The sequence below is a fragment of the Nonomuraea sp. NPDC049784 genome (assembly GCF_040659615.1).
GTDB lineage: Bacteria > Actinomycetota > Actinomycetes > Streptosporangiales > Streptosporangiaceae > Nonomuraea.
On the sequence record NZ_JBFAMX010000326.1, the window covers coordinates 1 to 11,079 of the forward strand.

Here is an 11,079-nt window from a genome sequence, read left to right on the forward strand (position 1 = left end):
TCGGGGTCGAACAGGCCGAGCAGCCCGCGCAGTGCGTCGAGGTCGTCGCACACTCCGCGCCAGGCCGCCGCGCTCAGCCGTCCCGCGACGCCGGCCCACGGCCAGGACGCCGCCCGAGCCCGCGCCCGGGTGCTTGGACAGGCTGAACACCCCGGCCTGCCCGAACGTGCCCAGCGGCCGGCCCTCGATGCTCGTCTCCATGGCGTGCGCCACATCCTCGATCAGGATTTTTCCGGACAAGCCGGGGGCGTCGTCGGGGAGGCCGTACAGGTTGGTCGTCAGGACGGCGTCCACCGCGGCGAGGTCGGCCCGGGAGACGTCGATGTTGCCGTCGCGCGGGGACAGCGGCGCGATGACCGGGCGCAGGCCGGCCGCGAGCACCAGGAACAGGATCTCGTCGGCCGAGATCGGCGACATGAGCAGGCGCTGCCCCGGCTCGCACCAGTGGCGTAATGCCAGGTAGAGGCCGAGGCGGTTGGAGGGGAGCGGCAGGCAGCGGCGGCCCGTCCGCTCCCGGATGAGCCTCACCCCTGCAGGACGGTACGGAGCCGCCCGTAGGTCTTCAGCGCCTTGTCGGCGGTCTTGTGCAGCAACGGGTTGGCCAGCACCGTGGCGCGCGTCTTGCGCACCGGCACCCGCATCATCCAGTGGATGCCCGCCGCCGCGCCGATCCTGGCCACGCGGCCCTCGGCCACCTCGAGCTGGCCCGTCTTGAGCTTGTCCTTGTACTCCTTCTGCCCCCGGCCCATGTCGATCACTTGGATGCCGTGCTCCGCGGCCTGCTCGGCCATCGCCAGGTGGTGGATCAGGCCGGGGGAGTACTTGGCGAAATGGGGATCGTAGGCGGGGAACCACCCGGCGAGCGTCGTACGCGTACGCAGCCCGAAATGCCCGGCCATCGGCCGGTCGTCCACGTACACCATGTCCAGCACCCCGGCGAAGCTCTCCGACCGGGTCGCCAGCAGTCGCTCGACCAGCTCCACGATCCAGCGGTGGGCGAACCTGTCGGTGCGCCCCGTGCGGCGGTACTGGTCGGTCTTCCAGCTGAGCAGCGTGTGGAGGGGCGCCAGGTCGGTGGTGGCGTAGTCGTGGCGCATCTTCCCGGCCTCGCGCTCGAGCTTGCGGGACTTGGCCAGGGTGGACTTGTACGTCTTGCCGGAGTGCTTCCTGAGCTCCTCCGTGTAGCGGTCGTAGCCGCCGCCCAGGTCGATGATCGGCGACGGGTGCCGCTCGTGCCGCTCGCTCAGCAGCGGCTGGCCGGACACCAGGTGGTCGAACTCGTACACCGCGAGCCCGCAGGCCTTGAGCAGGCTACGCGGCTCGATCTCGAGGCCCTTGGCGCGGATCAGCCCCTGCGCGTCGGTCAGTCCCGCGGCGACCGGTTTGCCGATGCCCATGGGATGTCGCTCGAAAGGGAAGAAACCCACGACGTCAGGGCCGTCATAAAGAACGGCGACTCGCACGATATTTCGGAGCTCGCCCACCGTGATGGTGAATTCCGGCGACAGGAAGGGGCTGTCGAGCGAAGGATCCGCCTCCTGCAGGTCCCGCCATTGGCTCAGTTCGGAATGTCCCAGCTCATGGGGCAGGGCAAGGGTGACGCGCATGGGCTCCCTACCGTTGGCATGCCACTGTTTCGAGATTGAGGGGGGACCTGTAGGGTCAGGGTAAAGGCTATTACTAGATGCGTCATTACCGCAGGTCCGGAACGTTACAGAACTCCCAGCTGGTGTTCAGGACCGAGTGACGTTCTAATGTGGGTCCATGACCGTACCTGGCATTGACCAGCCCTCTCTGGTCGCGTGGATGGGCCGGAACGTGCCCGACGCGGGCGAGCCGCTGTCCGTCTCGCTGATCTCGGGCGGCAGATCCAACCTGACCTATCTGGTCGAGGCCCGCGACCGCCGCCTGGTGCTGCGCAGGCCGCCGCTCGGTCACGTGCTGCCCACCGCCCACGACATGCGGCGCGAGTGGCGGGTCATCTCGGCGCTGGCGCCTACGCCCGTCCCGGTGCCCTCGCCGGTCGCCTTCTGCGGGGACGAGTCGGTCATCGGAGCGCCGTTCTATCTCATGGGGTACGTGGAGGGAGCCGCCGTACGGACCCGGGAAGAGCTGGGTTCGCCTTCGCCGGAGCGGACGCGGCGGCTGTCGGAGCGGCTGGCCGAGGTGCTGGCGGCCATCCACGCGGTGGACTACCGCGAGGTGGGGCTGGGGGACTTCGGGCGGCCCGAGGGATACATGGCCAGGCAGCTCGACCGGTGGGGACAGCAGTGGGAGCGGTCGAAGACGGCGGACCTGCCCGAGTACGACCGGCTCGTGGAGCGGCTGCGAGAGCGGCTGCCCGCCTCGTCCGACAGCACGCTGGTGCACGGGGACTATCGGCTGGACAACACGCTGATCAAGCTCGGGGACTCTCTGGAGATCACGGCCGTGGTGGACTGGGAGATGTCCACGCTGGGGGATCCGCTGGCCGATCTGGGGCTCACGTTGACGTACTGGCACGATCGGGGGGATTCGGAGCGGGCGGGGATTCCGGTGGCGGGAGATGTGACGGTGGCGCCGGGGTTCTTGAACTCGGTGGAGTTCGCTGCGCACTACGCAAAGGTGTCAGGGCGGGATATTTCGGATCTTGGGTTTTATGTGGCTTTCGGCAACTTCAAGCTGGCGGTCATCGTGGAGGGTATCCACGCCCGGTTCCGGCAAGGTAAGACCGTTGGGGAGGGATTCGACCGCATCGGCTCCGCCGTGCCCACGCTGATCTCCCGCGCGCATCGCATGCTCGACCAGCCCTGACCGTACGGGGGCGCTTGACCCGGGTACCCCTGATCCTCAGCCCTCAAGGAGCGCCATGAGCACTGTTGCACTCATCACCGGAGCGGCCAGCGGCATCGGCGCCGCAGTGGCGCGGCGGCTGTCGGCGGGCGGTGCCAGATGTGTCCTCGTCGACCTCGACGGCGAAGGCGTCGAGCGGCTGGCCAAGGAGCTGGGCGGTGTCTGGCTGGCCGCCGACGTCAGCCAGGAGGAGGCCTCCCTGGAGGCGGTGGCGCTGGCCGAGCGGCGCTTCGGCCGGCTCGATCTGGTCCATCTCAACGCGGGCATCTCGGGCCAGGTGGACCTGGCGGACTTCGACGTGGCGCGCTACCGCCAGGTGGTCGGGGTGAACGTGGACGGCGTCGTGTTCGGGGTGCGGGCCAGTGTTCCGCTGCTCGTCCGGTCCGGCGGGGGCGCCATCGTGGCCACCTCGTCGCTGGCCGGCCTCGTGGGATTCTCCGGCGACCCGATCTACACCATGACCAAGCACGCCGTCGTCGGCCTGGTCAGGGCGCTCGCCGAGCCGCTGGCCGCCCAGAACATCCGGATCGGCGCCGTCTGCCCGGGCTTCACGGACACGCCGCTGGTGGCGGAGTCGCGGGAGATGTTCGTCAATGCCGGGTTCCCGCTGCTCACGGCGGAGGACGTGGCCGCCGCCGTCGAATCCGCCTTCTACGCCGACACCTCCGGCACGCTCCTGGTCGTGCAGCCCGGGAGGCAGCCGGTGCCGTACCGTTATGCCGGGGTGCCGGGCCCAGCCAGCGGCCAGCGCCCACCCGCGCTCTGATAAACGGCAAGTGGCTTGCAAGCGGGACGATTAGCGTAATTAGGGCTGGGGCCACCCAGCCCTTGTACGTTCCCGATGTTCACAGAGCCTCGGAAAGCCCTCGCCGGTTCCTGAGCTCTTGTACATTTGCGCCAGGATGAGGAGCGTCCAGTGATTCCGACCGACGGCCGGCACGCGCGCCGACGATCAGCGTGGCCGCTCGCCCTGGGAGCGGGCATTCTCGCGGTCGTCCTGGTGGCGGGCATCATGGTGTACGCCTCGATGCGCACCAAGTCACGCAGCGTGTTCAAGGGCGACGAGATCGCCACGACGCTGCCCAGCGAGCCCGCGCCGCGCCTGGAGCAGCCGCCGGCGCTCGCGAACTGGCCGCGCTGGGGCGTCACCCACACCCAGTACAGCGCCGACAACGAGCCGCGCCGGGTCGCCGAGCAGGCCAGGGGCGTGCTCGGCCGCGTCCCGATGCTGCAGAACCAGCACATCATGGGCTGGGGCGTCGGCAACCCCGAGCCCAGTCCGGGACAGTTCAACTTCCGCGATCTGGACCGGCGGCTGAAGTTCATGGCGTCGTCGCGGGCCGTGCCGGTGATCACGCTGTGCTGCGCGCCCGACTGGATGAAAGGCGGGCAGGCCGGGCGTACGGACTGGAGCAAGAACCACACGGTCGCGCCGAAGCCCGAACATTTCGACGACTACGCCAAATTGGCCGTCAGGGTCGCCAAGCAGTATCCGACGGTCAAGCACTACCTGGTGTGGAACGAGTTCAAGGGTTTCTGGGACCCGAGCACGAACCGCTGGGACGCCGAGGCTTATACCGAGCTGTACAACAAGGTCTACACGGCCTTGAAGAAGGTGAACAAGGACATCCAGGTCGGTGGCCCGTACGTGCCGATCGAGAGCAGCGCGAAAGGCGGCCCGTCCGAACTGAGCGGCCCATGGGGCACGGTCGACCAGAGGGCCCTGGACGCGATCGAATACTGGCTGGACCACAAGAAGGGCGCCGATTTCGTCGTGGTGGACGGAGCCTCCATGACGAACGAGCGGGGCAATGTCCCCAATGACTTCGCGGCCCAGGGAAAGTTCAGCGCGATCACGACGTGGCTGCGGCAGAAGAGCCACGACCTGCCCGTGTGGTGGGCGGAATGGTACGTCGAGCCGGAGAATTCGGGCTGGTCGGAGGAGAAGCGCACGGCGGTGCAGGCGGCGGCGCTGATGGAGTTCGCCAAGAGCGGCGTGACCACCGCTCTCTACTGGAACCCGCAGCAGCGGGACGCGGGCGAGTGCGCAGGCTGCCTGTGGGCGCCGAAGGTCGGCGGGGAGATGCCGATGGCCGGCTTGCTCAGCGGCTTCACGAAGTGGTTCCCGGCTGGGGTGCGCGTGGAGCAGGTGGCGACGTCGGACGCCAAGATCAAGGCACTTGGCCAGGAGCGTCAGGTGGTGATGGTGAACACCTCGGACAGGCCCGTTTCCGCGACGGTGGACGGCAGGCAGGTGACGCTGAAGCCGTACGAGATCAAGTGGTCGGGTCGCGGCGGCGCCTGACAGGCAGGCTTCCATGAGTGAGGGGCTCGGAATGCGGATCGAGCCCCTCATCCACATCTTTTCCGGCTAGAAGTTGAATTCGCCCTTGTCCATGCCGTCCTTGAAGGCGGCCCATTCTGCTGCGGTGAACACAAGGGCGGGGCCGCTGCGGTCCTTGCTATCTCTTACGGCGACGCGTCCACCGCTGAGTGGCGCGACTTCGACGCAGCTGCCGCCGTTGCTCCCTGATGCCCTGGCCTTGCGCCACGCGGCAGTGGCCAGTTCGTTGTCAGTCTCCATACCTCTCCATCATCTCGCGAATGACCTTTTCGCTGACGTTCACCGGATGCGCCATGCTGCTCAACGCATCCCATCGCACGCCAAGGGCGCGGACCTTGTCGGTGCGAGTGATCACCTCTCCTGTTAGCGCGCTCTCCAGATAAGCGGCGTCGGGCGAGCCATCCACCTGTGCGATCTCGAACGCGCCCAGCAGGCCGGTGGTCATCCCCGCGGACAGGGGGACGATACGCACCGTGATGCGCGGGTGTCTCATGGCTGTGAGGAGGTGTGCAAGCTGCTCCCGCATCACCTCTGCCCCGCCGATAGGCCGATATAGCACGCTCTCGTCGATGAGGGTCGAATACATGGGTGGCTTCGGCTGGTCGAACACGGCCTGCCGCTTGAGCCGGACCTTGACGGCTTTCTGCACCTGATCCCGCGTGGTGCCGGGCTCGCCGAGGAGAACCTGTTCGGCGTATCTCTCCGACTGGAGAAGTCCGGGGACCACCAAAGGCTCGGACGTGCGGATGGTGTGGGCTGTGGCCTCGATGCCCGGCCACGGTCTGAACCAGGCCGGCCCCAGGTCCGTGTGGATATCGGGAAGTAGTTCCTTCAGTTCGCCGTTGAGCCCGAGAACGCGCTCTATTTCCTCCGTGAAGGCCTCGCTCGGCGTGCGCTTGCCCCGCTCGACGGCTCCGATTTGGCTCTCGCTGTAGGTGACTCCAGGAGCGGCGGCAAGGCGTTCCTGCGACAGGCCATGGCTTGTCCGAAACTTACGCATTCGTGCGCCGTACTCCGCTCGCGCCCGCAGGCGAGGTTCTTGCCCGTTTACCGTCATATCATGCCCTTTTGCCGTTGTCTCTGGCGCCCCTACAAAGCTCACACACACCATCAGCGGCAGTTGGAGGAAAGTGGAGTCTTCTTCCGGCACACAAAGTAATCGCACGGCGCCATGCTGTGCAGGGCTACGGAGTTTTAGGCGCATGTAATTCTCACTGCGCCGACCGATCTTGTGCGCTTCGAGGTGATTCCATGCGGTCAGGCGGGACAGCTCCAACGCGACTCCGGCGTGCCACGCTCCACCAGGATCCGTACGCGCCTCAACACGCCAGACTTGCCGTAAGAACGTGGCTGGGGACTACGCATCCCGCGCTGTACGACATCGAGCTCGTCGTCTCAGAGCTGGTGACCAACGCCGTCAAACACGCACTCAAGGGCCCCGATCGCGACTGGGTGCGGCTACGTCTGGACGAGGACGCGTCCTGCGTCCGCCTGGTCGTGACGGATCCCGGCAACCCCGGGTCGGAGCCGCAATGCCGGCCGCTCCCGGCCGACTGGAACGACTGGATTCCGCGAATGAAGCAGCCCGGCGGCATGGGCCTCGCCACCATCACCGCGATCTGCGACGGGGCGTGGGGGACGTACCTCACCGAACGGGAAGAGCGCGTGGTCTGGTGCTGCGTGCCTCTGTGATCGTCAGCCCAGCCCGAAGTGCGGCAGGCACGGCTCCAGACCGTGGATCTTCACCGGCACCGGGTCGGTGAAGTCGGCCCGGTCGAGGCGCAGGCGTTGCTGGACCGCCCGCCGGCCGCGTACCTCGTCGACCGACAGCCCGTCGGGCTTGTAGCCGAGCTTGTGGGAGACGCCCAGCGAGGCGGGGTTGTCCAGAACGCGCTGGAGACGGCCGTCTGGGCCCCGAGCCCCGTGAAGGCCAGGTGGAGCACGGCGGCGCGCATCTCGGTGCCGAGCCCCTTGCCCTGGTGGGCGCGGCCCAGCCATGAGCCCGTGCTCACCTCGCGGGTGACCGGGAAGCTGCCCGCGGACAGATCCTGGGTGCCGATCACTTGGCCCTCGTGGACGACGACGAAGTTGCAGCACCACCGTTCGCGCTGCCACCGCGAGATGATCCCGAGCTGGTAGCGGATGACGTTCCCCGGCAGCTCGTCGGCGGGGACGTCGGTCCACGGGACACCGAACGGCATCACGTCCGGATCATGAACGCCTTCCAGAGCCCTGTCGGCGAGCTCGTCGAGATCATCCAGAGAGGGCAGCCGCAGCTCGAGCCGGGGCGTGGTCAGGCGCAGGTTGAGCACGGGCCAGTGGCGCATACCGGTCCATTCTTCCAAGCCTCGCCGGTGTCTTCACCCGAGTTGATTCCGATCATTCGGAGAGGGCGGCGGTGGAGGAGTGGCCCGCCCCGAACGCGCGGCTGGGGGTGGGTCTGCGCCAGTACGTGAGGAAGCGCAGCAGCCACTCCACCGGCCCGTAGCGGTGGCTCTTGAGCCACCAATGGCTGTAGATGACCTGGACGATGAAGATGCCGATCGCCATCAGCACCTCGAGCAGCGGGCTGACCCGGTCCACGAGCGCCAGCCCGTACCCGGTGAAGATCAGCGAGCAGATCAGCGACTGCGCCAGATAGTTGGACAGCGCCATGCGGCCGGGCGCCGCCAGCACCCGCGCGACGCGCGGCATGTACGGCAGCAGCCGCAGGAACGTCGCCGCGTACGCCGCCGCCAGCAGCGGGGCCGTCACCAGATCCACGGCCTCGCCCCAGAACTTGTGCATCGCGCCCTGCCAGGCCGACAGCGTGTAGACGAACGCGCCTCCGAGCCCGATCGTGAACCCCACCCATTGCAGCGTGCGTAGTGTCCTGGTGTGGGCGGAGATGTTGCGCAGGACGCCCAGCTTGCCGACCGCGAGACCGATCAGGCACGCGGCCAGCACGGCCGGGCCCTGGAAGAAGACGCGGAACAGGATGATCAGCGACAGCTTCCTGAGGTGCTCGGAGACGATCTGCCAGACGGAGGCCACCAGAGCGGTGTCCGACTTGGCGGCCTCCGTCGCCGTGTCGGCCACCGTGCCCGCCGTGTCCAGGCCGAACATGGCCAGCAGGGCCAGCATCACGAAGCCGAGCGCCAGCATCGCGGTCAGCATCACCGCCAGCACCACCGCCGTCTTGGGCTTGATCTTGCGGAAGATCAGCAGTGCCAGGCCCACGGCGGCGTACGTCGTCAGGATGTCCCCGGGGAACAGCAGCACGGAGTGCGCCAGCCCGATCAGGAGCAGCCCGGCCAGCCGGCGCAGGAACATCGGCCCGAACGGCCGCCCCTGCCGCTCCGCGGAGTCGACCTGGAGCGTGAAGCTGTACCCGAACAGGAAGGAGAACAGCAGGTAGAACTTGTTCTCCACGAGCATCGTCACGATCCACCGCACGCTCCAGTCCAGCGAGGACTGGAACGCGGGCTCCGCCATCCCGGCCATGCGGTAGCCGGAGGCCAGGAAGGCGATGTTGACGACGAGGATGCCCAGGAGTGAGAAGCCACGCAGGGCGTCCACAGAAGCGATTCTCGCGGCCGCGAGTCGTGCATCGGGCATGGCGGGATGTGTCTCCTGTGTCCTCATATCGGGTTACATCATCCCGCACAACCTGAGTGTTTCCTGTGAATTCAGTTATTTTGCGCGATGTATATAAATCTCTCGATGATCACTGCTAGGGCCACCGCGAAGGCGGGAACCGCCAGGAACAGCAGGCGCTTGCGGGTTTTGCGCGCGCGGTTCGGGCCGTTCAAGCAGATGATCTCGTACGCGAAGAGCGCGACCCAGGTCACGCCCAGTGCGCCGATGCCGACAGGGGTCCAGGGCGAGGTGGGGTCGCCGCGTCCCTTGTACGGCTGAGGATCGGGGATCTCGGTGCCTCTGACGAACTTCTTCCAGGTATAGAGCGCGGCGTCCTGGTTGGAGAACACCCGCTTCAGATCCGGCGAGGCGTCCAGCGCCGCGCGGAACCTCGTGCCCCAGTCCTCCGGGAAGCCCTCGTTGAGCTGCAGGTAGCTCACCTGCCCGCGGCTCACGATCAGGTACGAGTTCCGCGGCTGCTCCTTGAGTGCCTCGACCGCGTCCGCGATCTGCGCCGGGTCCTTGTGCACGAGGGCCTGCACGCCGAAGTTGACCAGCTCGACGTCCTTCTCGCCCCACGGCAGGGTCGGGGTGACCTCGGGACCCTCCTTGGGCACCAGGTAGAGCACCTTCGCGCTCGGCTTGTCGTGCTCGTAGATGTAGTGCAGGGCGGCGACCTCGCCCGTGGTGACCCGCTCGAACTTCTCGTTGCCGTACCTGGCCAGCAGGAACGCGAACGCGAACAGCACCGCGAAGCACGCCGCGAGCACGACGGAGAGCTTCTTGGTGAACTGCGGGTTGAAGCGCACGCTGCGCCTGCGCAGCGGCACGGTCTCCTCGCGCACGTCCGCGCTGTCGGCGGGCAGGTTGGGGAAGAACGCGTACGCGGCGAGCAGGCAGGCCCCCGGCAGCGCGAACATGTAGATCCGCAGCCCGATCTCGCCGCCGTAGCTCTGCAGCCCCAGCGCCATCACCGGCACGCAGAGCAGGATCAGCGCCGACCGGTCGAACACCCCGCGCCGGAACCGCCTGAACAGCCCCGTGGCCGCCAGGCTGAGGATCACCACAAGGATGCCGAGCCGCGCCTGCAGCACCAGCGCGTGCGCGGGGTCGCTGCCCTCGATCCGGTCGCCGGTGCTGTTGCCGATGTTCTGCAGGATCCGGCCGAAGCCGCCGAAGATGGCGCCGATCTGTCCGGACCAGAAGCCCACCGTCATGTAACTGATCCAGGCCAGCACCACCAGCCCGAGGAAGAACGGCAGCGCCCAGCTCAGCGAGGTCCGCTTGAAGATCAGGAACGCGGTCACGACCCCGAGCATCATGAACGGCGTGATCTGGTGCGAGGCCACCGACGCGAAGAACAGCGCCAGCAGCATCAGCAGCATGAGCAGCTTGTCGGCCCGGAACGTGCCGGTGTTGGCGAGTTCGCCCGGGGTCATCGCGTCCAGCTTGCCGAGCAGCTTGCGCAGCCCCTTGGGCGGGATCGGCTTCGCACGCGGCTCGACCCGGCCGAACCATCTGAGCAGGATCGCCACGAACGCCAGATACAAGGCGAACGTGAAGCCCTGCGGTGAGAAGTAGTCCTGCCCGATCCACTGCACCAGCACGAACAGCAGCGCCGCGAACCACCGGGCCCGCGTGGTCGACACGACCTGGCGCAGGATCAGCACGAACGGGAGCAGGTAGAGCAGGTTGGAGACGAGTGGCGTCCACTGCAGGATCGTCGTCAGGTCGGTGATCCCGGCGGCCTGCGTCACGAAGGCGAACAGCGCGAAGAAGCCAGGCCAGCCCATGCGGGCGTCGATGCTGATGGCCGACTCGCCGGTCCTGCTGATGAACTCCACGAAACCGGCATGGATGTACGCCGTGGGGAAGCGCGGCTCCGTAGCCACCAGGGCTCCGGCGCCGTGCAGGGCGAACGTGATGGCGGCGATCTGGAACAGCAGGAGGAACTTGCGGTCGGTGCTCTGGGCGACCGTGACGAAGAACGACACGATCATGATCAGGATGGCGATGAACGCCGTCGTCGGGATCGCCGAAATCAGGCCCAGGCCGTCGATGTTGTTCGGATCCACGCCCCGCAGCGGGCCCGGGGCGACCTTGAGGGCGAGGATGTACATGGCCAGGCCCTCGAGGACCAGCAGCGCAGGCAGCCACGTGGGCGCACTGGCGACCAGCGCGCCTATGCGACCGCCCAGCGTGCGCGGCTTGTCCGGGGCCGGCTGAGGGGCGGTCTGCTGGGGTGCGGCTTCCTGAGGTGTGGCTTGCTGGGGTGCGGCCTGCGG

General features: G+C 67.5%; 11 protein-coding genes. 4 read left to right on the forward strand and 7 right to left on the reverse strand.

Annotation, left to right across the window (positions count from 1 at the left end; all coding sequences use genetic code 11):
- Together AB0J09_RS40925 and AB0J09_RS40930 are read right to left on the reverse strand one after the other, a co-directional pair.
- Positions 1-528: DegT/DnrJ/EryC1/StrS family aminotransferase (locus tag AB0J09_RS40925; protein ID WP_360703384.1), on the reverse strand; the 528-nt coding region annotated here is incomplete at its 3' end.
- Positions 525-1,607 (reverse strand): GNAT family N-acetyltransferase, encoded by a 1,083-nt coding sequence (locus AB0J09_RS40930; protein WP_360703387.1) that lies wholly within the window; start codon positions 1,605-1,607, stop codon positions 525-527. The genes AB0J09_RS40930 and AB0J09_RS40925, both read right to left, overlap by 4 nt.
- A 157-nt stretch (positions 1,608-1,764) precedes the next feature.
- Between AB0J09_RS40930 and AB0J09_RS40935 the strand changes: the two genes are divergently transcribed.
- From AB0J09_RS40935 to AB0J09_RS40945, 3 genes are all read left to right on the forward strand, one after another.
- Positions 1,765-2,793, forward strand: a complete 1,029-nt coding sequence (locus AB0J09_RS40935) for a phosphotransferase family protein (RefSeq protein ID WP_360703390.1) — start codon at positions 1,765-1,767, stop codon at positions 2,791-2,793.
- Between the two features lie 55 nt (positions 2,794-2,848).
- On the forward strand, positions 2,849-3,598 hold the full coding sequence (locus AB0J09_RS40940) for an SDR family NAD(P)-dependent oxidoreductase (protein WP_360703393.1): 750 nt from the start codon (positions 2,849-2,851) through the stop codon (positions 3,596-3,598).
- Positions 3,599-3,748: 150 nt separating this feature from the next.
- The gene (locus AB0J09_RS40945) at positions 3,749-5,137 is read left to right on the forward strand and encodes a xylan 1,4-beta-xylosidase (RefSeq protein ID WP_360703396.1); all 1,389 of its coding nucleotides are present in this window, start codon (positions 3,749-3,751) and stop codon (positions 5,135-5,137) included.
- A 66-nt stretch (positions 5,138-5,203) separates the two neighbouring features.
- On the opposite strand, the gene AB0J09_RS40950 is transcribed toward AB0J09_RS40945, so the two are convergent.
- Positions 5,204-5,416, reverse strand: coding sequence for a DUF397 domain-containing protein (locus tag AB0J09_RS40950; RefSeq protein WP_360703399.1), 213 nt, complete (start codon positions 5,414-5,416; stop codon positions 5,204-5,206).
- Entirely contained in the window at positions 5,406-6,452 is a 1,047-nt protein-coding gene (locus AB0J09_RS40955; RefSeq protein WP_360703402.1) for a helix-turn-helix transcriptional regulator, read from the reverse strand. The genes AB0J09_RS40950 and AB0J09_RS40955 overlap by 11 nt, the downstream gene beginning before the upstream one ends.
- Here AB0J09_RS40955 and AB0J09_RS40960 point away from each other — a divergent pair.
- A complete protein-coding gene (locus AB0J09_RS40960) occupies positions 6,428-6,868 on the forward strand; it encodes an ATP-binding protein (protein ID WP_360703405.1) in 441 nt (146 codons plus the stop codon). The genes AB0J09_RS40955 and AB0J09_RS40960 overlap by 25 nt on opposite strands.
- A gap of 50 nt (positions 6,869-6,918) precedes the next feature.
- On the opposite strand, the gene AB0J09_RS40965 is transcribed toward AB0J09_RS40960, so the two are convergent.
- The 3 genes from AB0J09_RS40965 to AB0J09_RS40975 form a co-directional block, all read right to left on the reverse strand.
- Positions 6,919-7,503 (reverse strand): GNAT family N-acetyltransferase, encoded by a 585-nt coding sequence (locus tag AB0J09_RS40965; protein WP_360703408.1) that lies wholly within the window; start codon positions 7,501-7,503, stop codon positions 6,919-6,921.
- A 52-nt stretch (positions 7,504-7,555) separates the two neighbouring features.
- Positions 7,556-8,734, reverse strand: coding sequence for a DUF418 domain-containing protein (locus AB0J09_RS40970; RefSeq protein WP_360703411.1), 1,179 nt, complete (start codon positions 8,732-8,734; stop codon positions 7,556-7,558).
- Between the two features lie 110 nt (positions 8,735-8,844).
- A partial coding sequence (locus tag AB0J09_RS40975; protein WP_360703414.1) for a hypothetical protein occupies positions 8,845-11,079 on the reverse strand: 2,235 nt, incomplete at its 5' end.